We start from the raw sequence: 23,784 nt of genomic DNA on the forward strand, positions 1-23,784 counted from the left end.
AATGATGGATTTTAAGAAAATTGATGCACCGGTAAATACAATTACTTTTGACCGTAATAAGGTTGATGACCCTACCGGGAATATCTACGAAGCGATTTCGGTGATCGCTAAAAGAGCGACCCAGATCAACGGAGAGATCAAAAAGGAACTTCTTGAGAAGCTGGATGAATTCGCTACTTATAACGATTCTTTGGATGAGATCTTTGAGAACAAGGAGCAAATTGAGGTTTCCAAGTTCTACGAAAGACTTCCAAAGCCGCAGGCATTAGCCATCCAGGAATGGTTGGAAGATAAGATCTACTTCCGCAACACAAAAGATACCGAAGAATAGAATCCGGATTTTCAGGAACATGTCTGTACTAAAAGGCAAGAAAGTATTGTTGGGCATTACCGGGGGTATTGCTGCATTCAAAACTGCCAGTTTAGTGCGTTTGTTCATTAAATCGGGGGCCGAGGTGAAAGTCGTTATGACACCGGCTGCCCGGGATTTTATAACTCCGCTTACGCTTTCTACTCTCTCTAAAAACGAAGTATTTTCTTCGTTCACAGATGAGGAAGATGAGAACGCAAAATGGAATAATCATGTTGAACTCGGCCTCTGGGCCGATTTCATGCTTATAGCCCCTGCCACAGCCAGTAGTCTGTCCAAAATGGCATCGGGCAATAGCGACAATTTTTTACTGGCAACCTACCTTTCAGCTAAATGTCCTGTGTTCTTCGCCCCGGCGATGGACCTGGATATGTATAAACATCCGTCTACCAAAAAGAGTTTCGAAACACTGGAATCGTACGGGAATATCATGATCCCGGCAGGAAGCGGTGAACTGGCCAGCGGTCTTCACGGCGAAGGCAGGATGGCCGAGCCTGAAGAGATCATCGAATTCCTGGAAAAGCATTATTCCGAAAGTTATCCTCTTAGCGGAAAGAATATTCTAATCACTGCAGGTCCCACATACGAAGCTATAGACCCGGTTCGTTTTATAGGAAATCATTCCAGCGGAAAAATGGGTTATGAACTGGCAGAAGCGGCACTTAATCTTGGAGCTCAGGTCACATTAGTGTCCGGGCCTACCCATCTGAATTTGGAACGAACCAACCTGGAACTCATTCGGGTGACCAGTGCTGAAGAAATGTATGAAAAGGTGGAGTCAAGATTTTCTGAAGCCGATGTGTTCATTTCAGCAGCCGCGGTAGCCGATTACCGTCCAGCGACGGTGGCCAATAAGAAGATCAAAAAGACCAGCGAAGACCCGGTTATTCAATTAACCAAAACCCGGGATATCCTGGCCAGTATGGGCGAGCGAAAGCAGCATCAAAAGCTGGTAGGTTTTGCCCTGGAAACCAACGATGAACTGGAGAATGCAAGAAAAAAGCTGAAAAAGAAGAATCTTGATTTTATTGTTTTAAATTCACTCAATGATAAGGGTGCCGGATTTAAGTCCGAAACCAATAAAGTGAGCATTATTTACCCGGATTCAAAAAAGGATTTTGAGCTGAAAAGCAAAAAAGAGGTTGCTCAGGACATTATAAAAGAGATCGTAGATTTACTGAATGCGTAAGATTTTAAGTTTCATATTGATACTTTTAAGTTTGCAGGTCACCAAGGCCCAGGAACTCAATTGCGAGGTCATCATCAATGCCGAACAGACCGGGCAGGCCAACCTTTCAGTATTCAAGACCCTGCAACGCGCGTTGACCGAGTTCGTGAATCAAACTAACTGGACCGATGTGAAATTCCAGGATCATGAGCGCATCAATTGCAGTATGTTCATTACGATTTCCAGTTTTGAAGGCGAGAGTTTTAATGGCAGTATACAGGTGCAGTCTTCGCGGCCTGTTTACGGAACTTCCATGATCACGCCGGTGTTCAATTTCAAGGATGAGCAGCTTGGTTTTACCTACCGGGAATATCAGCCGCTCAATTATAGTCAGAATACCTATACTTCCAACCTTATTTCGGTTATTTCATTCTATGTATACACCATTTTAGGGCTGGATGCCGATACTTTTGAACTCCAGGGCGGCACTCCATATTTCGAAGAGGCCAACCGGATAGTCACTACGGCTCAACAGGGAAATTCACAGGGCTGGCGAGGGGCCGACGGGCAGCGTTCGCGATTCAGGCTAAATGCCGATCTGCTGGCCAATACCTTTGCTGAATATCGAATTTCTATGTATGAATATCACCGGCTGGGGCTGGATGTGATGCATGATGATATTCTTTTAGGAAAGGAGGCGATCGCGGAAGCCATGGAAAAGCTAGAGGTGATGAATAACCGGAGAAATAATTCCTTGTTACTGCGAACTTTTTTTGATGCAAAGGCTGATGAGATCTCTCAGATCTATTCCGGAGGGCCGCCTGTGAACAGCAACGCCCTTATTCAAACCCTCAACAATATCGCGCCCAGATATTCCAAGAACTGGAGAAATATTCAGTAGGCTTTTAGGTTGATTTCAATTTATTTCTCACGTATATTTAGCTCAAATTTTTACCGATTTGCTAACATCGCTTTCCATTAAGAATTACGCGTTAATTGAAGATATCAATATCAATCTTCAACCGGGATTTACCATTATAACTGGAGAAACCGGGGCTGGAAAATCCATTATGCTGGGTGCACTTGGCTTGTTGCTGGGTGACAGGGCAGATTTCAGCTCGATTCGAAACGCCGAAAAGAAATGTGTGATAGAAGGCAGTTTTTCAATTTCGAATTATAAGCTTCAGAATTTCTTTAAAAAGGAAGACCTGGATTATGAAACCCAGAGTATCATCAGGCGGGAGATATTGCCTTCGGGGAAATCAAGGGCCTTTATCAATGATACACCGGTAAAGATCGCTGCATTGCAGAAACTGGGTTCCTACCTCATAGATGTTCACAGCCAGCATGAGACGCTAAGCCTGGGAAATGCAGAATACCAGTTTAAGGTGATAGATACCATCGCTAAAAATGAGGTGGAGATCCTGCAGTACAGGAAAGAATTAAAGGAATATAAAGCATTGCTGTCTCGATTCGAACAGCTTAAGGAAGAGCAGTCCCAGGCTGCCAAGGAATATGATTACCATGTTTTCCTTCTGAACGAACTGGAAGAAGCTCAATTAAAGGAAGGAATGCAGGAGGAGCTTGAGGAGCGTTACGAAGAATTGAACAATGTGGAAGAACTTACCGAAAACCTGGGTGCCGCGATCAATTCGCTGCAGCAGGAAGAAGTAGGAAGCCTGGAAAGTTTAAAAGCGGTTAGAAGTAATTTATCACGAATTGCCCAGTTTGCTGCAACCTATGAATCATTCTACGAGCGGGTACAAAGCGTGATCATCGAACTGGATGATCTGCAGGCCGAGCTGGAAAATGCTCTGGATAAAGTAGAGGCCAATCCGGATGAACTGGAAATGATCAACCAGAAACTTCAGTTGATCTATAATCTTCAGAAAAAACATAATGCCGGAAATGTAGCGGAATTGCTCCAGATCCTGGAGGAACTTCGCGAAAAGGTTTCTATTACCGAAAATGCTGAAAACTCGCTGAATGAAATTCAGAAGGCTATAAAGGAACAGCAGGAAAAACTTTCTTTGGTGGCCGACAGGATACATGAAAATAGAAAAAAGATCATCCCGGCCTTTATCGAGCAAACCGAACAGATCCTGAAAGATCTCGGGATGCCCAACGCCCGGTTGAACATCGAGTTAAAAAAAGGAACCGAATTTCTTTCCAACGGAAGTGATCAGCTGGAATGGTTCCTGGCTGCGAATAAAGGAGGCAGTTTCAAGGAAATGAAAAAAGCCGCTTCGGGAGGAGAACTTTCAAGGATCATGCTTGCGGTTAAAAGTATCCTCGCTGCACAAAGCAATTTGCCAACCATCATTTTCGATGAGATCGATACGGGGGTTTCGGGTGAAATTGCACAGAAAATGGGAGAGATCCTGCAACGAATGGGACAGAACATGCAGGTGATCGCCATTACTCACCTTCCGCAGATCGCCGGAAAAGGAGCCACGCATTTCAAGATTTTCAAGGAAGACAACGAACAGGTAACTCAAACCAAGATCGTTAGGCTGGAAGAGCAGGAGCGAATCGATGAACTGGCTCTGATGCTGGGCGGAGAAAGCCGAAGCGACTCGGCTCGTGCTCATGCGAAGTCATTACTGAATTAATTCAAAATTTCAGATTCAAGATTCAGTATTCAAGATTCAAGGTTCCGGATTTAAGATTTAAAATTTCGATCATGCCATGGCCGGGATGTCTGGTTTCTGTTTTGATGAGATCTTTATACCGAATTCTAAGATGAAAAGCGGGAATCATATTCAAACAACTTTCCTATCTTTACAGGCGAACAACCACAAAATATAAAATCACATGTCATATAACCTGCTCAAAGGTAAAAGAGGAATCATTTTTGGTGCGCTCGATGAGAATTCGATCGCCTGGAAAACAGCAGAACGAGTTCACGAAGAGGGAGGAACATTTGTATTGACCAATGCACCTATCGCCATGCGAATGGGTAGTATTAAAGATCTTGCAGCCAAGACCAATTCTGAGATCATCCCTGCTGATGCCACTAAAGTTGAAGATCTTGAGAACCTAGTAGAAAAGGCAGTTGATATCCTTGGCGGGAAGATCGATTTCGTTCTTCACTCCATCGGGATGTCGGTAAACGTTAGAAAAGGAAATCATTATACCAATATGAACTATGATTTCACTACCAAAGGCTGGGACGTTTCTGCAGTTTCTTTCCACAAGACCATGCAGGTGCTTTACAAAAAAGATGCGATGAACGAATGGGGAAGTATCGTTGCTCTGAGCTATATGGCTGCCCAAAGGGTTTTCCCAGATTATAACGATATGGCCGATAATAAGGCATACCTCGAATCTATTGCCCGTAGCTTTGGTTATTTCTTCGGAAAGGATAAAAAAGTGCGTGTCAACACGATCTCCCAGTCACCAACTCCTACAACAGCTGGCCAGGGTGTAAAAGGATTTGACGGTTTTATCGCTTTTGCTGAAAAAATGTCGCCGCTTGGAAATGCAACTGCCCAGGAATGTGCCGACTATACCATTACCCTGTTCTCTGATCTTACTAAAAAAGTAACGCTTCAGAATCTATATCACGACGGAGGTTTCTCCAATACCGGAGTAAGCCAGGAAGTTATGGAAGCTTTTACCGAAGATAAAGATTAAGTTCACACCATTTAAACTGCTGAAATCCCTTTAATATGAAGGGTTTCGGCAGTTTTCTTTTATATACACAGGATGCGGCCCGAATATTCTTTTATCATTCCGGTTTACAACAGGCCCGAAGAGATCAGGGAGTTGCTGGAAAGTATGTTGCATCTACAAGCTCCCGTTCCTTTTGAGGTGGTGATCGTGGAAGACGGTTCAGATCTAAGATCGGAAGAGATCGTTCGCGAATACTCAAACAGGCTGGAGATCTCCTATTATTTTAAGCCGAATTCCGGTCCGGGTGATTCCCGCAACTATGGGATGAAAAAGGCGAAAGCCGATTATTTCCTGATCCTTGATTCTGATGTGCTGCTGCCGGAAGACTATCTGGAACAGGTTCACCAATTCTTATTAAAGAATCCCTGTGATTGTTTTGGAGGCCCCGATGCTGCCCATCCATCATTCAGCAATGTTCAGAAAGCTATCGATTACAGCATGACCTCTTTTCTTACCACCGGCGGAATTAGAGGAGGGAAGAAAGCAGTGAACGAATTCCAGCCGAGAAGTTTCAATATGGGGCTTAGCCGTAACGCTTTTGAAAGCAGTGCCGGATTTGGCGAAATTCATCCCGGAGAAGATCCCGATCTTAGTCTCAGGCTGAAAAAAATGGGATTTAAGATCTGCCTTATTCCTGATGCCAGGGTTTTTCATAAGCGGCGAATAGACTGGAAAAAATTTCATATCCAGGTTAAAAAATTCGGACTGGTACGGCCCATCCTTAATTTATGGCATCCAGGCTCGGCCAGGATCACCTACTGGTTTCCGAGCGTTTTTATGCTGGGATTGTTGCTTTCCCTGATTCTCGCAATCCTTGGAGTGCCTGAATTTCTTGGAATTTTCGCAATCTATTTTTTAATTGTAGGGATCGATGCCGCGATAAAGAATAAAAGTATTTATATTGGATTGCTGGCAATAAGAGCGGTTTTTGTCCAGTTTTTGGGGTATGGATATGGATTCTTAAATTCCACTTATAAGATCGGGATCCTGAAGATACAGCCAGAAAAAGCTTTTCCGAAGTTATTTTTTAAAAAACACAGCAGTGCCTAAAAGACCAACATTCAAGAAATCCAGTTTAAAGACATTCAGTTTTTTCCTGTTTTTTTCTGCAGTGATCTGGGTGCTTGTACAGTTTTCGAAAACCTATACCCAGGTTATCGAGATCCCGGTGATCTATGAAAATATTCCGCTGGATAAAAGTTTAAGTGAAGAAAGGCCAGATCATGTAGACCTTCAGATGCAGGATAATGCATTTAATATTTTTTACTATAAGGTTTTTAACCCTGTTCTCAGCATTGATCTTTCCCAGGCAACCGAGACTCCCAACAACCTGGTTTATATATTGGAAAATCATTTATCTCAGATCGAAGAGCAGTTAAAGATCAATTTTGAAAAATCCAGGATCATTCAGGATGAGATCCTCATCCCATTTCAGTATAAAAAAGAAAAAGTGGTTGAGGTAATTCCCCGTATCGAGGTGAATTATGCGGTTGGTTTTTCTGCCGAAAACCCGGTTCAACTGGAACCAGATTCGGTTAAGGTAAGCGGTCCACAGGCCGTGATCGATAGTATAGAGTCAGTATATACCAGGGAATTAAGCCTTCGAAAGGTCAATTCTAATATTGAAGGTAGCGTGGAACTGGATACCACTGGCCTGGGAATGCTGAGCTTTTATACCAACAGCGTGAACTACTCACAGAAGGTTGAGAAATTTACAGAGGGCAGTGCCGAGATCTCTGTAGAGGTCATCAACGTGCCAGCGGGCCTTAACCTGGCCTATTTCCCTAAAACAGTGGTGGTTTACTACCAGGTGAACCTCCAGTTATTTGACGAGGTGGATACATCAGACTTCAGGGTGATCTGTGATTATGAAAAGGTTAAGCAGGGTGAGGATTATATGATCGCCCAGGTGGAAGAAAAGCCTGATTTCATCACGAACGTAAGGCTAAACGAGCGTCGCATTCAATTCGTGATCAAAAGATGAAGATCGTAGGATTAACAGGCGGAATTGGAAGCGGGAAAACAACCGTTGCAGGTTTCTTCAGGGAATTGGAGATACCGGTCTATATTGCCGATGATGCTGGAAAACGCCTGATGGAAACTTCAGAAGATATCAGGGAAAAGATTGTTTCTCTTTTTGGAGAAGCTGCCTATAATGGAAAACAGCCCGATAGAAAATTCATAGCTTCCAAAGTTTTTAATGACCAGGAACAATTAAAAAAACTCAATGAGATCATTCATCCTGCGGTGGAAAGCGATTTCAGGGATTGGGTTTCCAAACAGGAAGCTGAGTATGTGATCTATGAGGCGGCCATTCTATTCGAAACCGGGAGTTATAAGAAATGTGATTTCAGCATCCTGGTCACTGCTCCACAAAAGTTAAGGATCGAGCGGTTACAGAAAAGAGACCAGTCTACAAAGTCTGAAATCAAGCAACGAATGGACAACCAGTGGAGCGATGAAAAGAAGGCTGAACTGGCAGATTTCCTAATAAAAAACGAAGACCTGAAAGATACCAGGCTTCAGGTTGAACATATCCACAACAAAATCTTAAAAGCAGGTCAAAATTGCTAGAAGTTCTGTTAACATTTGGTTAAACACTTTAAGCTCTAAATGTTAAAATATTACTTTTGACCGCATGAATAAGAAGCTTTTTGTTCTTCTCGTTGCCCTAATGAGTCTATCCTTAATCGGAATTATTTTTGTACAGGGATACTGGATAAAGAGTACGATAGACGACCGGGAGGAACAATTTTCGCATGAGGCAAGACAGGTTTTATTAAACGTTTCTGAAGAGATCCAGAACAGGGAATTCGAGCGTTATTATTTTCAGTTCAAAAACCCTGATAGCAGCAATAGCAGGTTGAATAACCGAACCTTAACCGAGTATTTTTATTCTCACAGGGGTCCGGGAAATGAGACTTATTTCAATTCAGAAAGCATACTGGAGGAAGATTATAAGGTTTCATCCGGCTTTTTGCAATTTGCTGAAGACAGTATCCAGTTCACCAAAATGATCAACAAGCGGGTGAGCGATATTGTAAATAAGAACCAGGTTGATGATCGGGATCTAAGCGCGAGGCAAAGAATTGAACATATTCAGCGAATCTCCAGGATGGAGGAAGTTGAAAAGGATATTCTGCGGTCGGCTATTTCGGAGCTTGTAGGGAAATTACCTATTCACAGGAGAGTATCTGAAGAAGCCATTTCAGAATTACTGGCAAAGGAACTGAAAGAGCGCGAGTTAAAGAGTGGATTTGAATATGCTGTTTACAACAACTCGATCGCTACCAGCCTGCATTCAGAAAATTTTAGCCTGGATCACCCTGCAACCTATGCTGTGCCTTTGTTTATGGATAGTATAGGGATAAGCGGTTACCAGTTGCTGGTGAATTTCACCAATAAGAAAGAAGCTGTATTATCTTCAGTAGTTCTTATGGCAAGTCTTTCGATCATATTTACATTGATCATCGTAATTGCCTATTCCAGTGCCTTATCACAATTGATAAGACAACGGCAGATCTCACAAATTAAGACCGATTTTATTAATAATATGACCCACGAATTCAAGACTCCCATAGCGACCATCAATCTTGCTCTGGACGCGATCAAGAATCCGAAGGTCATGGATGATCAAAGCAAGGTGTCTCGTTACCTGCAAATGATCAAGGACGAGAACCGAAGAATGCACGCGCAGGTCGAGAATGTTTTACGCATCTCAAAACTGGAAAAGAATGAACTCGACCTAAAAAAGGAACGTCATCAACTGCACGATATCATTAATGATGCTGTTGGTCATGTGGAGCTCATAGCCGAAGACAGGGGAGGTTATATTCAAACCCATTTTGGTGCGCTTCGTTCATCAATTCTGGCAAACCTGGACCATTTTACCAATGTGATCGTAAATATCCTGGATAATGCGATCAAATATTCAGAAGGATCACCAAAGATCGATATCTATACCACCAACGTGAAGAACTTCATCTACTGTGAGATCAGGGATCAGGGAGTAGGGATGAGCAAGGTGGTGCAGAAGAAAATATTCGAAAAATTCTATCGCGAACATACTGGCGACATTCACAACGTGAAAGGTCATGGTCTTGGCCTGGCTTATGCCCGGCAGATCATTGAAGACCATCATGGCCAGATAAGTGTGATAAGCGAAAAAGGAAAAGGAAGCACTTTTATAATTAAACTACCACTAATATCTTAAATACATGGAAACTGAAAACAAGAAAATTCTACTAGTAGAGGACGATCCAAACTTTGGAACGGTACTTAAAGATTACCTTGCGATGAACGACTACGAGGTAACTCATGCAAAAAACGGAATGGAAGGTTTTGAAAAGTTCAAGAAAGATGATTTTGATCTTTGCATTCTTGATGTAATGATGCCTTATAAGGATGGGTTCACCCTGGCCAAGGAAATAAGGGATAAAAACGAGGAAATTCCAATCATTTTCCTAACCGCAAAGGCGATGAAGGAAGATGTACTAAAAGGATATAAGGTTGGAGCCGATGATTATCTGAACAAACCTTTCGACTCTGAAGTACTGCTGATGAAGATCAAGGCGATCATGCAGCGTAAAGCTACCGATAGTGTGGCAGACAGCAAGCAGTTCGAGTTCGAGATCGGTGATTTCCACCTGAATTCAAAACTGAGATTCCTTACCTTCAGGGATGAGGAGCCTCAAAAACTTTCTCCGAAGGAGAATGAGTTGTTGAGATTGCTGGCATTGCATGAAAACGACCTGATGCCAAGAGAACTGGCCTTAACCAAAATATGGAGAGACGACAACTACTTCACTTCAAGAAGTATGGACGTCTATATCGCCAAATTGAGGAAATACCTGAAAAAAGACGAAAACGTGGAGATTCTGAATATCCACGGTGAAGGTTTCAGGCTTGTTGTAAAGAACAAGGAAGAGACCGAGGCATAATATCAAATTCAGTTTCCGGGGAAATTCTGCATCACAGCCTGCCTGTGGTGCAGCTTCTTCCTAGATTCCGGTGAAACTGAAACAGCGCTCAGGAACACCTCAAAACTTCCTGAATTTCATATTCTTACATTCCCTTTCTTTTTTAAGATAGGTTTTCTTACAATACTTATCTTTATCATTCAAAAATAAGCAAGGATTTGATAAGTAATTTCCTTTTTAATATATCATTAGGTACCTATAACCTAAGGATTGTTCTATTAAGTGTAATACTTTCTATTGCTTATAATTCCTCTTTTGCTCAAAGGTCTAATATTCTTCCAAGCTATTCTCATTTGAATGAAATCCAACTCGCGGATTTAAACATAGGTTTTTCTGGTATTGACACTTCTGAATTGCCAATAAGTATAGATACCGATTCTGAGAATAACGTATTTGTTTTAACCTTTGGGAACGGTATTCAAAAAAGAAATGAAGCCGGAGGAAATCCTGTTCCATTTATAAATGGTTTAAATAGTCCCGTTGATTTCTATATTGATGATTCTGATTTTTTTTATGTAGCAGATTATTCAGAAGAGGGATCTTGTGGTACTAATGGTAAAATCAAAAAGTATAATTCTGAAGGCGTCAAGGTCAATGAATTCTACACCGGATTTTACCGGCCGTTAGGTGTAGCTGTCGGAAGAAACGGTAACATTTATGTTGCGGAATATAACCCTAGTGGTAGTGGATGTGAAAATACCGAAATGAGTAGGGTTAGTGTTTACAATCAGGACGGGACGAGAATAGATCATAATCCATATGTCATCCGCCCTTACAGAATTGCTGTTAACTCACAAGGTGTGGTTTATGTAAGTCAGGAAGGAGGAGACAATCCTGCTGTCTTAATAATGAACTCCGAATTAGATATTCAGGGAGAACTTCCAGAAGTACAATCTCCGGGAAGTGTAGTTGTTGATGCATTCGATTTCATTCACGTTAATGAATATGCAGGAAGACTGGATTTTAGCAAGTTTGTAAATTTTGATAATATAGGGTTTTCTGAGGCTCAGGACATTGCTCAGGATATTGATAATGGAATAGATGATAATGCTTTTGGGATCCGTATTTATAGACCTGATCAAACCTTCGCATATTTATATAAACAAGAAATTGATTTTCCGGTAGACATTGCTTTTAATTCCTGTGACAAAATGTATGTCAATAATGGTTTTGTAGACGGAGGTAATGTTATTTTCATTGGTTATGTACCTAATACTATAGAATTTGATCTAGAAATTTATCGTAGAACTCCTTCGATGGATGTAACTCCGCCGTTGGCTGTATGTATTTCTGATCCATTGGTTTTTAACATTGGTGTTGATGAGACAATTACCATTCAAGAATCAGATATTGATTCTGGTTCTTTTGACCTGTGTGGTGAAGTTGAATTAAGGTTAGATAAAGTTAATTTTTCTTCCACAGATGAGGGTGATAACCTTGTTACGCTAACCGTGATCGACAATTATGGACAGCAATCAACATGTCAGGCAATTGTAACGATAAATGTAGACGAGGATGTAGATACCGATGATCCTGTAATTAGCTGTCCAGATGATATTAGCCAGGAAACCGATCCTGGTGAATGCGGTGCGATAGTAAACTTCCCCAATGCAACTGCCACCGATAATAGCGGGACTGCAAGCGTCACCAGAACCGACAATACCGGGCTGGATTCCGGAGATCTTTTTCCCGTTGGAACCACTACTATCAGTTTTCGCGCGACCGATGCAGCCGGAAACTTTTCAGATTGCAGTTTTACGATCACGATAGATGATAATGAAGATCCTACCATCAGTTGTCCGGAGAATATTAATCAAACTGTAGCATTCGGAGAAACCAGTAAAATTGTCAACTATACAGTAGGATTTGATGATAACTGTAAAGGATTTTCTGTTCAGCAAACTGCAGGGATAGCTTCGGGTGAGGAATTTCCTGTGGGTGAAACCATCACCAATACCTTCGTGATTACCGATGCTTCAGGAAATACTGAGGACTGTAGTTTTACGGTCACAGTGACTGTGGAGGAAGATACTGAAGCCCCTGTGATTAACTGTCCAGATGATATTTTTCAGGGAACAGATCCCGGGCAATGCAGAGCCATAGTCAATTTTGTGGAGGTTACAGCGACCGATAATAGCGGCAGCGATGTAAGTATTACCAGGATCGATAATACCGAATTCGATAATGGAGATTACTTTCCGGTTGGAACCACAACCCTCAGTTACCGTGCAACCGATGAAGCTGGTAACTCTTCTGAATGTAGTTTTACGATTAGCATTGAAGATAATGAAGCTCCAGTAATCTCAAATTGTATCGACGAGAATCCATCTTTTACGATCCTGGAAGGGGAATCACACATTATAGATGATTACACGACCCAGGTTTTAGTTAGTGATAATTGTGATAATGATCCGCTTATTACTCAGCAGCCTCCACGGGGAACTGAAATAACGAGTGACCAGCAAGTGATTTTAAAGGCAGTTGATGAATCGGGCAATGAATCTGAGCTTTGTAGTTTCACTGTTGAAATAAATGTGGAGGAAGCCTACGAATTCCGTTGTATCGGAGAGCTAACCGTACTCCTGGGAGAGGAGGCTCAAAATTCTTCGGTTACCGAAATACCTACTTCAGAATTTATAACCAGCGATATTTCGAATTTAGACCTGGAATTAAATGTTCAGCAGTTTACCTGTGATGATATTGGTACTTTCGATCTTGAGATCAATGCCAGTCATAAAGAAACCGGGGAGGAATATTCATGTACGGTCCAGGTAAGTGTTGAGGATGTGGGAGCACCGCTAATAATCTGCCCGGCAGAACCAATCAGCTTAGACCTGCCCGAAGATGGTTATTTGGTTCCTGACTTTTTTGAAAACAGGGTAAGCGATAATTGTAATACTATTGAACAACTGGAATTGGTGCAGGACCTGGAGCCCGGAACTATTTTAGACAGTTCTGGAACCTATACGATCAACCTTACTGCAACAGATACTTATGATAATGTAGAAACCTGCGTAGTTACAGTAATACTGGAGGAGAATGACAATACAACTCCCGAAATTACCTGTCCGGATAAACAAACACTGGATGTAGGAGATAATTGCGAGATCCCCCTGCCAGATTATACCGATTTAGTTACTACCAACCCTGACCTGGAAGTTATTCAAACACCTGCTCCAGGAACCATGATCAGTTCAACCCAGCAAATAAACTTCAGCGCAACACTCAATGGTGAAACCGTTTCCTGTGAGTTCGAACTGGAGGTGATCAATCCGGCAAATGATTACAGTATGCTCTGCCCCTTAACCGGGGTGAATATTTACGAAATAGATGCTTCAGAAGATGGAGTAATTGTGAATTTTGATGAACCTACCGTTACCGGTGCTTGTGGTGAAGTTGAAATTGAACAAACTCAGGGCCCGGCTTCGGGTAGCCTTTTTCCGGTAGGCACTCACCTGGTAAGTTTTACGGCTATTGATGAAGCCCGAAGACAGCTGGATTGCAGCTTTGAAATAGTTGTAATCAGGGAGAATCAACTCTCGCTTTCCTGCCCGGGTGAATATGAGATCTTTGCTGATGAGAATTGTCAGTATGTAATTCCCGATTTTTCTGAAATCATCAGTTTTACTCCTGAGGACGCCATAATTGAACAGTCCATTGAACCAGGTGCTACCACGATTACCAATGCCGATCCTTTTATCACCATTAGGGCGACCTACGAAGGTGAAACCGAAAGTTGTGATATCTACCTGCTCTTAGTGGACGAGACTCCTCCCGTGGTGAATTGCCTGGCCGATCGTACGGTGGAAGTAGAAGAAGGGGAAATATATAGCTTACCAGATTTCAGAAACGAACTGGACCGCTCTGATAATTGCGGAATAGCCGAAATCACTCAGCAGCCCATCCCGGGCACCGAACTGGAAGATGATACCATTATTTTTCTGAATATTACCGATGAGGCCGGGAATACGACCCAGTGTGATTTCCTGTTGAGCATCAGGGAGAAAGGAAGCATCGATTTTAGCTGTATTATCGAGGAATACGAACTTTCGCCGAATGAAGATTGTGAATACAGAATGCCCGACTTTAGCACTATCCTTGAATACGGACCGGAGGATGCTGAATTCACCCAGGCTATAAGCCCTGGAACTCTGCTGGAAGAAGACACCGAATTGCAGGTAAGCGTGTCTTATGAAGGGGAGATCAAAACCTGTATTCTGTATGTTTCACTGGTAGATGATAAGGCTCCGGAAGCGGTTTGTGTAGGCCAGCTTGATATCGTGCTTGAGGAAGGTGAAACCCGAATCATCACCGCCGAGATGATCGATAATGGCTCATTCGATACTTGCGGGGAAGTAAGCCTGAGTATAGATCAAAGCGAATTCACTTCAGAAGATGAAGGAGATAACACGGTAATTCTTACAGTGACCGATGAAGCAGGGAATACAGCCACCTGCGAGAGCCTGGTAAGAGTCATTATTTCTGATTCAAATGTAAATAATCCGCCCGTGGGCATAGAGGATATTTATACTACAACCGTCAATACCCAACTCAATATTTCAGCAACCGATGGCGTCCTGGCTAATGATTACGATCTGGATGATGACGAACTCAGTGTACGACTGGATACCGATGTACAAAACGGAAATCTTCAATTAAATGAAGATGGCTCCTTTATCTATACTCCCGATCAGGATTTCATAGGTCAGGATTATTTTACTTATATCGCCAGTGATGGAGAATTAGATTCCAATATCATGTTCGTTTCGCTTTACGTGATAGATGATTCCGGCGATTTTAGCTGTGCAGACCAGGTTGTGCTCAACCTGGGTCCTGATGGAGCAGCCAGCCTTGATATATCAAACCTGTATTCCGGGGATAGCGACGGTCTTGAATTCAGCATTAGCAGGCAGGATTTTGGCTGTGAAGATATTGGGGATAATATAGTTAGCTTAACTTATACCGGCAGGCTGGAAGGCAGTTGCGACATCACTGTGAAAGTGATAGATGATGAACCTCCGGTCTTAAACCTTCAGGATATCAGTATCGACCTGAATCTGGAAGGGGTTGCGACCATCAATTTCCAGGATATAAATGATGGCTCTTTTGATGCCTGCGATCCCAATGTGGTATATATCCTGAGCAAAAATGTGTTCACCTGTAAGGAGGTTGGCGAGAACCTGGTGCGGGTAACTGCGGAAGATGCTTCAGGCAATGTATCCACCGCCATGGTGAGAGTCACGGTTTTTGTTGAGGAAGGGATCTGTTCGGAAGCCGAAGGTTCAGAATATATTTTCATTTATCCCAACCCGAATTCGGGTGAGTTCCAGGTAGCCACACCGGGGGATATCACAATCAGCCGGATTGAGATTTTTGATCATCGCGGGCGTTTTGTCACGGCGAGGAATTTCACCGAAAATGATACGGAATATAATATGCAGGTTGAAGGCTTACAGGAAGCGATCTATATCCTGAAGCTGGATACCAATGAAGGGGAAGTGGTAAAGCGAATGATCTTTAAGCACTAATTTGCTGTTCCAGGTATTCGAGAATTACAGCCCGGTCTGTGTTGAATTCAAACCATTTGATCCTGTCGTCTTTCCTGGACCAGGTAAGTTGCCTTTTAGCGAATCTACGGGTGTTTTTTTTGATCTCTGAAATGGCTGTTTCCAGGTCTATTTCACCATCAAGGTACTGGAACAGTTCCTTATAACCAACCGTGTTCAGGGCATTCAGATTTCGGTTTGGGTAAAGTTTCCGTGCTTCGTCAAGCAGGCCTTCTTGCATCATTAAATCCACCCGTTGATTGATTCGGTCATAGATCACTTCCCTGTCTGCCTTTAAACCAATGTGAATGGTTTTAAAATTTCGCCTGGGTTTGTCTCTTTTCAAAAATGAGGTAAAGGTTTGCCCGGTCCCTATACAGATCTCCAAAGCCCGAACCAGTCTATGCGGATTCTGAACATCGGCCTGTTTATAATATTCAGGATCAAGGGCGAAGAGTCGCTGCTGAAGCCAGTCTATCCCATCTTCCTCAAGATGTTTGTTCAAATTTTCCCTGATCTCAGGGTCTACCTTCGGAAAATCATCAAGGCCGTCGGTAACCGCTTTGGTGTACAGTCCGCTACCACCCACCATAACGGCGATATTTGAACTATTATAAAGCTCTTCCAGCTTATTGATCGCATCTTTTTCAAAATCTCCCACCGTGTAATTTTCCCTTACCGAAATATGCTGAATAAAATGGTGAGTAACGGCGGCCAGTTCTTCTTTATCTGGAACTGCAGTACCTATGCTCATTTCTTTATAGAACTGTCGGGAATCGACTGAAAGGATCTCGGTATTGAAATATTTCGCCACTTCAATAGCAAGTGAGGTTTTTCCAATAGCTGTAGGTCCTATGATATTGACCAGAAAATTATTCATTTAGTTTATTCCCGCAATTATGGCAGTATTCAGCATCATTCAGATGCTCTTTTTCATTACAATAAGGACAAACCTGAGTATTATTAAGGGCTTTTTCCGAAGTTTTGCTGAATTCAGCACTAACGATGCCGGTAGGTACCGCTATAATCCCATAACCAGTGATCATAATAACAGAGGCAATGAGCCTTCCCAGCGGTGTGACGGGAGCAATATCTCCAAACCCAACAGTGGTAAGGGTTACGATACACCAGTAGATGCTTAAGGGAATATTATCAAAACCTGAACCGGGACCTTCTATTAAATGCATCAGGGTTCCGGCTATGATGCAAATTATAAGTACAGCAAAAAGGAAGACCAGGATTTTAGCCTGACTTTTACGCAATGCCAGCATAAGTTTGCGTGATTCTCCTAGATATCTGGTGATCTTGAGCACCCGGAAGATACGTAGCAGTCTTAATGCCCGGATAGCAAATAACAGGTTGGCACCTCCAAAAATAAATCCTATATAACTGGGTAGGGTAGACAAAAGATCAACGATCCCATAGAAACTGAAAATATATCGCTTGGGTTTGTTGATCGCGATGATCCTGAGTATATATTCGATGGTAAAGATCGCTGTGATGATCCATTCCGCGATATAGAATTGCCATGCATATTTCATAAGCAATTCGCTAACGCTCTCCATCATCACTAATGCAACACTAATGATGATAACGACCAGGATGGCAATATCAAAGAATCTACCTGCGGGAGTATCGGCCTCATAGATCACTTCATGAAGCTTGAATTTCCACCGGGGCATACTTTTCTTTTCTTCTTCTCTCAAAGTAAAGACAGGTTTACCTTCAAATTTAACTAATTTTCTTTAGTACAATGAGCGACTGTGTTTGTACCTGCATAATTTCATCAAAAAATTGCTTAAGGCCATCGTACATGACCGAGGGGTACATAGCCGACTTAAAGCTTAATCTACAAACTACGCTTAAAGTGTGATCATCTAACTGTTGGGTAGAGAACATCAGGGTTCCTCCATTTCCGGGCATTGTGATCGCTTTCTTTTCCGGGAATTCTTCTATCGAATAGTTTTCAGGAATTTCCAGAAAAACGGTATAGCTATAAAGATCTTTGTAGCCAAAATCTACAGGGTAATGTCTTTCATCCAGTTTAAACGGATTCCCGTCAAAGAATTTAAAACTGAAAGGATTCAGGTAGATCCTGTCTTCGATTTTCTGACTTTTATTTTCCAGTCCGTATGTGATAAAAAGGTTTTCTTCAGGAGCCTCTTCGTTTTCGAAAATAGTTTCGATCGCCCTGGTGTGATCATTGGGTTTGGAGACGATATTGAATATTTCTTCTTCACTGGCTTCCTTCATATGATCCCTAAAGTTAAGGGCATGATATCCGGTCATGATCTGCCGGGATTGACCTAAGGCTGTTCCGTCTGGCTGGACTTTTAAGGAATCGATAAAAGTGATCTGCGAATAATCCTGCGGCACGATTTCCAGCCAGGAGCTGCCTTTTTCAAAATCCATTTTTCGCGCGTATTGATTCAGTGCCCTGAAGGGGAGACGACCAAAATCTAGATTCTTTTCAGTAGCGTCTAATAGAAATTCCTTTTTATCCAGAACAAGCTGGATAAAGAAATAGTTGAAATCGCTTAATACAGGATGGACTTTCCCGGCGAATCCATTATTTCTGGTAGAAGCAAGTACCGGGTAGACCTTAAAGCCTTCAGTAACATATAGGTTGTGGAGGAGGGTGTTAACGGCCAGAACATTTCCAGATTGATCTTCCAGGATGTCTTTTAGGTTCATATCGGCATGGATGCGATATTCGCCATTCCAGCTGTAATTCTTCTGAACGAACTGATAGATCTTCGTGGCCTTCTCAAGATTGTTAGGCATAGAAATGATCTCCCCTGGAAGCAGGTCTTCCACCAGCCTGGTCTTTCCCAGTTGTTTTCCAATATCACTGACTTTTTCAATTTCCTTGTCCACATCGGCCCAGGACCTGGTGAACTTTCTTTCATACCCATCCAGCCTGGTGATCTGTATTAGTTCAAATTCGACACGGCTTTTAAAATTGCGTTCTGAGGTAAGGTATTCTTCCACCTTGAAAGCAGGAATGTTCTCCATGTCGTAAACCGTTTCCCCACAGCCCGCAGGCTCAGACCTGGAACTAAAGCTAATGCACCGTTCAATGATCCGGCTGTTCACACTTTTCAGGTCAAGTTCCCCGCGCTTGGTGACATAATATTCATAGTTTCCGGGGATCTTGGCTGTGAATTTTGAATAGATCTTTGGGATATAGTCCTGGAAATGCCAGGTATGAAAATCGAAAATAAAAGGAGATACCAATTCATAGCTATATACCAGGACCGATCCCGGTTGGGCATTCGGAAAGGTGAATTTCAAAATATCGTAGGTCTCAAATTCCTCCCTGTAGACTTTTTCCGGATTGAGCCTGTACTGAGTTTTGACCCCGTTAATATAGTTATAGGTATAGGCCTTTAGATTGATAATTTTTTCTGAAGAAGTTTTGCCTTTACTAACTGGGATCTCTACGGTCGCATGTTCCAGGCCCTCCTTATTCAGGATCTTTAACTTGGCGGTGTAATTAGTGACAAGGTCGTAATCATGTTTGGGTTGAAATTCGCTAAAGCCTTCTTCATAGATGTAGAGCGCATTGGCCGTTGTATCCTTTGCGTAGGTGGTTGCACTCATATCAAAAATTGAAACTGTGGCATTGGCAGAATTATAATTCTGTGATTGGCTGGTGAGCACGGCAAGAAGTAAGGCGATGCTCAGGAAGAATTTACTCATGGATGCTTAGTTGGATGATTTTAAATTGGTGCTTCTTTCTCAGGAAGCTTTGAATAATATGCTGGGCATCCCGGTTATTATCCATAGGATTGATAATAGATCGAATGATGTCCATATTGTTGATCTGGTGATTCAGGTTAAAATAACCAACTCCTTTAAAGACCCCGTCTTCGATTAAAAGGGCGCTTTTCTCATCCACTTCACGGCCCTTTCCAACCAGCAACATATTTTGATTTTCGTAGGAGTATTTATTGATCAGGAGGTTTACTCGTTCATTATATTCTTCAGGTGATTCTTCTTCCACACAGGCTCCATGGCAGCTTTTAATAGTATAACCAAAACAATTCCCACTTCCGTTATGCAGGCCGGCAAGCCTTTCACATAACTGGTATTCTTCCACCCATTTGGCGAGTGCGTTTTTTGCAGATCTTAAACTTCCGAAGGTGGTGATATTCCCTTTTTTCTGGCTGGCCCTTGAAACTTTAAGGTTGAGATATCCATTTTCATCCTTGAATTGATATAGCGCATGGCTGAAAACATCTCGTTTCAAAGCGCGGTTGTAGCGGGGCTTGATGGTTTTGATCTCCTGGTTCTCCTTGAGCAGGGCGATCAATTCGTTCCCGGTAAGCTCGTAGGAAACCGAAGCCACCTTGCGCTGCATTTCCCTGGATTTCGAATTCTCATTGGTGAAATGCTGATTCACCCTCTTTTTAATATTCCTGGATTTACCTACATAGATGATCTCACCATTTTCATCATGGAAGTAGTATACCCCGGTCTCGGCTGGTAGTTCTTCGAGTAAGTAAACCAGTTTAGTGTCCAGGGAGCGTTTAGGTTCTTTTCGAATATGTTCTTTAAGGATATCCTTTTCCACATCCTTGTTCAGTAACATTTTAAAAAGCTTGATCGTCGCCTGCGCATCACCAGCGGCCCGATGCCTTTCACTAAGCGGGATTCCCAGCGATTTCACGAGTTTCCCCAGGCTGTAAGAAGGCATACCAGGGATCAGTTTTTTGGATAGCTCTACGGTACAAAGGCTTTTTCGTTCAAATTCATAACCCAGCCTGCGAAATTCGGTTCGAAGGATGCGATAATCAAATTTAGCATTATGAGCCACAAGAATGCAGTCTTCGGTGATCTCGACGATGCGTTTGGCCACCTCGTAGAATTTAGGCGCATTGCGCAGCATATCATTATTGATCCCGGTAAGATTCACTACGAAAGGCTGAATGGCCTTTTCGGGATTCAACAGACTAATGAACTGGTCTACGACCTTGTGACCATCGAACCTGTAAATGGCAATTTCGGTGATTCCCTCTTCATTATACTTTCCGCCAGTTGTCTCTATGTCTAATATCGCGTACAAATACTTCTGCTTCGTTAATTTTAATTCCGGGCTCCAAAGATACTACTTCCAATTCTAACCATGCTGGAACCACAGTCTACAGCAACCTGATAATCACCGCTCATACCCATGGAAAGTTCTTCCAGCGCCGGAAATTCCTGTCTAAAATCATCAAAAACCGATTTAAGATGCTGAAATTCTCTTTTTACCTGCTCCATATCGTCGGTAAAGGTCGCCATTCCCATAAGCCCGATGATCTTCACATTATTCATTTTGGAATAGGCTTCAGAAGTAAGGATTTCCCGGGCCTCTTCCCTTGAAATTCCAAATTTGGAATCCTCCTCGGCAATCTTGATCTGTAAAAGGCAGTTGATCGTTCGTTCGTTCTGTTTTGCCCTTTTATTGATCTCTTTAAGCAATTTTAAACTATCCACAGCATGGATAAGGGAAACGAATGGAGCCATGTATTTTACCTTGTTCCGCTGAACATGGCCCACCATATGCCATTCGATATCTTTAGGGAGTTGTTCCCATTTATCGGTCATTTCCTGGATCTTGTTCTCCCCGAATATCCGCTGGCCAGCCCGGTAGGCTTCCAGCAGGTCTTCATTGGGTTTGGTCTTGGAAATGGCCACGAGCTTCACATGTTCAGGAAGTTCGCTTCTGTATTTTTTTATATTTTCTGAAATGTTCATCCTTTGTGTCTTTTTAGATTAAGGATAATTCCTGGTAGGGCAGGAGAGTGCAGCCTAAAATTCATAGATCGTAAGACCGCTTCTTAATTTTGGTTCAATATAAGTACTTTTTGGCGGCATCGTTAAATTTTCATCGGCAATTTGTTTGATCTCTTCGATGCTGGCCGGCAACATTCCGAAGCCCACGGCGAATTCACCGCTGTCCACACGGGTTTTCAGCTCGATTAGATCATTGCGGCCATGAATATATTCGATTCGTTTATCATACCTCAGGTCTTCAATGCCTAAAATAGGTTTCAGGATCTTTTCGAACAAAATAAAGGAATCCAATTCGCTAAGGGAATCGGTGAACTCGTAATTGGTCTTCCGCAGATATAAGGAATAGAACTCCCCATCCAGGTACATATTGAAATGATGCTTTTTGGAAGGCTTGTATATTTCATACCCCCGATTTTCGATGCGGAACCATTCATCCAGCAGGATCAGGAACTCTTCCTTGGTATGTCCGTTGAGGTCGCGAATAAGCCTGCTAAACTCATAGATACGAAGGTTGCTTTCTGAAATCAGGTAGCTCATAAAGAAATTATAACTTTCTTCTCCGGTATGATTGGGGTTGTTTTCCCTGCTTTCCTTAGCCAGCAAATAGGATGATGCACTGCGATGATGGCCGTCTGCGATATAGATCTTTTCCTGCTTTTCGAATTCGCTGCGGATCTTTGAAACATGTTCGGGATCATCAATAAGCCAGAGCCTGTGCAGTTCCTTGTTATTGGTCGCGAATTCGTATTCGGGTCGCATCTTCATTTTTTCGGCAAGCAATTCATTGATCACTGAATTATCTGGATAGGTAAGCAATACCGGTTCAGTATTGAAACCAACCACCTTCAAATATTCCTTGAACAATTCTTCGCGGTGGGCTATGGTATCTTCATGCCTGCATATCACATCTTTTTCATAATCGTCAATGCTGGCAGCGGCAATGATTCCGCAGCAGGAACCTTCCCGGCTGTGAATTTCATAGATGTAATAACTGGCATTTTCATCTTTCTGGAATACCCCTTCTTCCCGAAATTCCAGGTAGCGATTGCGAACCATTCCAAAGCGCTTTTCACCTCCAATTTCATGCTGAAACTTATAGCCTGGATTGATGATATGCAAGAATGAATACGGATTATAATCGAGCTGGGCCCTTAATTCGTTCTCGCTGTAATCTTCATAAGGGCGGGATGCAACCAGCCCCGCAAAAGCCGGGGCCGGTCTAACCGCCTTGAATGGAAGTATCTTTGTCAAATTTTGATCATGCTTTTTAAGAGATTTTTCCTTCTTTTAATTTCAGTCTTAAAACTTCAGGGAAAAAACCTCACTAATCAGTACTCAATACTAACTACCGAACTGAGAAGAAACTTTTTCTGCTTTCTTAGATTCTGAATAATCATAGAATCCTTCACCCGATTTCACTCCGGTCTTACCGGCTCTCACCATATTGGTTAGCAACGGGCAGGGAGCATATTTTGGATTTTTAAATCCGTCGTACATCACTTCAAGGATCGAGTGGCAAACATCCAGCCCTATAAAATCGGCTAGTTGCAGCGGCCCCATAGGATGAGCCATTCCCAGTTTCATCACTGTATCGATCTCGTAAACCCCGGCCACACCATTATATAGTGTCTCGATTGCCTCGTTGATCATCGGCATCAGGATCCTGTTGGCCACAAAACCGGGATAATCATTTACTTCTACCGGCACCTTTTTAAGGTCCATGGAAAGTTTCATGATCTTGTTGGTAACCTCATCGCTGGTATTATAACCACGAATGATCTCCACCAGTTTCATAATTGGCACCGGGTTCATAAAATGCATTCCGATCACGCGCTCAGGATTTGAAACCGCCGCAGCGATCTGGGTGATCGAGATGGAAGATGTATTCGTTGCCAGGATGGTATCTTTTGAAGTGTTCTGGTCCAGGTGTCTGAAAATCTTCAGTTTCAGGTCGGTGTTTTCGGTAGCAGCCTCCACCACAAGATCTACCTTCTTAACTCCATTTGAAATTTCGGTATGGGTGGTGATATTCTCAAGGGTCGCTTTTTTATCCTGCTCGCTGATCTTTTCCTTGGCGATCATGCGGTCCAGGTTGTTGGAAATGGTATCCATTCCTTTTTTAAGGCTATCTTCTGAAATATCGATCAATTCTACCTTATAACCGCTTTGGGCGAAAGTATGGGCGATCCCGTTACCCATGGTTCCTGCACCTATTACTGCTATATTTTTCATTTAGTTAGTTTTTTTAACAACCTGTGAGGTCTC

General features: G+C 42.5%; 18 protein-coding genes. 11 read left to right on the forward strand and 7 right to left on the reverse strand.

From position 1 onward, the window contains the following. Positions 1-4 precede the first annotated feature (4 nt). From MKO06_RS07505 to MKO06_RS07555, 11 genes are all read left to right on the forward strand, one after another. A complete protein-coding gene (locus MKO06_RS07505; RefSeq protein ID WP_241552034.1) occupies positions 5-331 on the forward strand; it encodes a DNA-directed RNA polymerase subunit omega in 327 nt (108 codons plus the stop codon). 19 nt (positions 332-350) lie between these two features. Next, positions 351-1,559, forward strand: coding sequence for a bifunctional phosphopantothenoylcysteine decarboxylase/phosphopantothenate--cysteine ligase CoaBC (gene coaBC, locus MKO06_RS07510; protein ID WP_241551561.1), 1,209 nt, complete (start codon positions 351-353; stop codon positions 1,557-1,559). Beyond that, complete coding sequence (gene porD, locus MKO06_RS07515; protein ID WP_241551562.1) at positions 1,552-2,439, forward strand: type IX secretion system protein PorD; 888 nt, start codon at positions 1,552-1,554, stop codon at positions 2,437-2,439. The genes coaBC and porD overlap by 8 nt, the downstream gene beginning before the upstream one ends. 58 nt (positions 2,440-2,497) lie before the next feature. Further along, positions 2,498-4,150: a DNA repair protein RecN gene (gene recN / locus MKO06_RS07520; RefSeq protein WP_241551563.1), complete on the forward strand. Its 1,653-nt coding sequence runs from the start codon at positions 2,498-2,500 to the stop codon at positions 4,148-4,150. 202 nt (positions 4,151-4,352) lie between these two features. Then, complete coding sequence (locus tag MKO06_RS07525) at positions 4,353-5,174, forward strand: enoyl-ACP reductase FabI (protein WP_241551564.1); 822 nt, start codon at positions 4,353-4,355, stop codon at positions 5,172-5,174. A gap of 72 nt (positions 5,175-5,246) precedes the next feature. Beyond that, positions 5,247-6,263 carry a glycosyltransferase family 2 protein gene (locus tag MKO06_RS07530; protein WP_241551565.1) on the forward strand — a complete coding sequence of 339 codons (1,017 nt, stop codon included), beginning with the start codon at positions 5,247-5,249 and terminating at the stop codon, positions 6,261-6,263. After that, positions 6,256-7,197: a CdaR family protein gene (locus tag MKO06_RS07535; protein ID WP_241551566.1), complete on the forward strand. Its 942-nt coding sequence runs from the start codon at positions 6,256-6,258 to the stop codon at positions 7,195-7,197. Before MKO06_RS07530 ends, MKO06_RS07535 begins: the two co-directional genes overlap by 8 nt. Continuing rightward, complete coding sequence (gene coaE, locus MKO06_RS07540) at positions 7,194-7,787, forward strand: dephospho-CoA kinase (protein WP_241551567.1); 594 nt, start codon at positions 7,194-7,196, stop codon at positions 7,785-7,787. Before MKO06_RS07535 ends, coaE begins: the two co-directional genes overlap by 4 nt. A 64-nt stretch (positions 7,788-7,851) precedes the next feature. Next, on the forward strand, positions 7,852-9,426 hold the full coding sequence (locus tag MKO06_RS07545; RefSeq protein ID WP_241551568.1) for a sensor histidine kinase: 1,575 nt from the start codon (positions 7,852-7,854) through the stop codon (positions 9,424-9,426). A 4-nt stretch (positions 9,427-9,430) separates the two neighbouring features. Then, a complete protein-coding gene (locus MKO06_RS07550) occupies positions 9,431-10,153 on the forward strand; it encodes a response regulator transcription factor (RefSeq protein ID WP_083642999.1) in 723 nt (240 codons plus the stop codon). 332 nt (positions 10,154-10,485) lie between these two features. Next, positions 10,486-15,720: an HYR domain-containing protein gene (locus MKO06_RS07555; protein WP_241551569.1), complete on the forward strand. Its 5,235-nt coding sequence runs from the start codon at positions 10,486-10,488 to the stop codon at positions 15,718-15,720. On the opposite strand, the gene miaA is transcribed toward MKO06_RS07555, so the two are convergent. The 7 genes from miaA to MKO06_RS07590 all read right to left on the reverse strand — a co-directional run bounded on the left by miaA (position 15,710) and on the right by MKO06_RS07590 (position 23,751). Further along, positions 15,710-16,618 (reverse strand): tRNA (adenosine(37)-N6)-dimethylallyltransferase MiaA, encoded by a 909-nt coding sequence (miaA, locus tag MKO06_RS07560; RefSeq protein ID WP_241551570.1) that lies wholly within the window; start codon positions 16,616-16,618, stop codon positions 15,710-15,712. The two genes, MKO06_RS07555 and miaA, sit on opposite strands and share 11 nt — an antisense overlap. Continuing rightward, the gene (locus tag MKO06_RS07565) at positions 16,611-17,420 is read right to left on the reverse strand and encodes an ion transporter (protein WP_241552035.1); all 810 of its coding nucleotides are present in this window, start codon (positions 17,418-17,420) and stop codon (positions 16,611-16,613) included. The genes miaA and MKO06_RS07565 overlap by 8 nt, the downstream gene beginning before the upstream one ends. A 49-nt stretch (positions 17,421-17,469) precedes the next feature. Then, on the reverse strand, positions 17,470-19,440 hold the full coding sequence (locus MKO06_RS07570; RefSeq protein ID WP_241551571.1) for a DUF3857 domain-containing protein: 1,971 nt from the start codon (positions 19,438-19,440) through the stop codon (positions 17,470-17,472). Next, the gene (locus MKO06_RS07575; protein ID WP_241551572.1) at positions 19,433-20,806 is read right to left on the reverse strand and encodes an exonuclease domain-containing protein; all 1,374 of its coding nucleotides are present in this window, start codon (positions 20,804-20,806) and stop codon (positions 19,433-19,435) included. Before MKO06_RS07575 ends, MKO06_RS07570 begins: the two co-directional genes overlap by 8 nt. A 20-nt stretch (positions 20,807-20,826) precedes the next feature. Then, entirely contained in the window at positions 20,827-21,480 is a 654-nt protein-coding gene (locus MKO06_RS07580; RefSeq protein ID WP_241551573.1) for a YggS family pyridoxal phosphate-dependent enzyme, read from the reverse strand. A 54-nt stretch (positions 21,481-21,534) separates the two neighbouring features. Further along, positions 21,535-22,770: a DUF1015 domain-containing protein gene (locus MKO06_RS07585; RefSeq protein WP_241551574.1), complete on the reverse strand. Its 1,236-nt coding sequence runs from the start codon at positions 22,768-22,770 to the stop codon at positions 21,535-21,537. A gap of 90 nt (positions 22,771-22,860) precedes the next feature. Next, positions 22,861-23,751, reverse strand: a complete 891-nt coding sequence (locus MKO06_RS07590) for a 3-hydroxyacyl-CoA dehydrogenase family protein (protein ID WP_241551575.1) — start codon at positions 23,749-23,751, stop codon at positions 22,861-22,863. Positions 23,752-23,784: the final 33 nt, after the last annotated feature.

It is taken from the genome of Christiangramia oceanisediminis, from assembly GCF_022570735.2.
GTDB lineage: Bacteria > Bacteroidota > Bacteroidia > Flavobacteriales > Flavobacteriaceae > Christiangramia > Christiangramia oceanisediminis.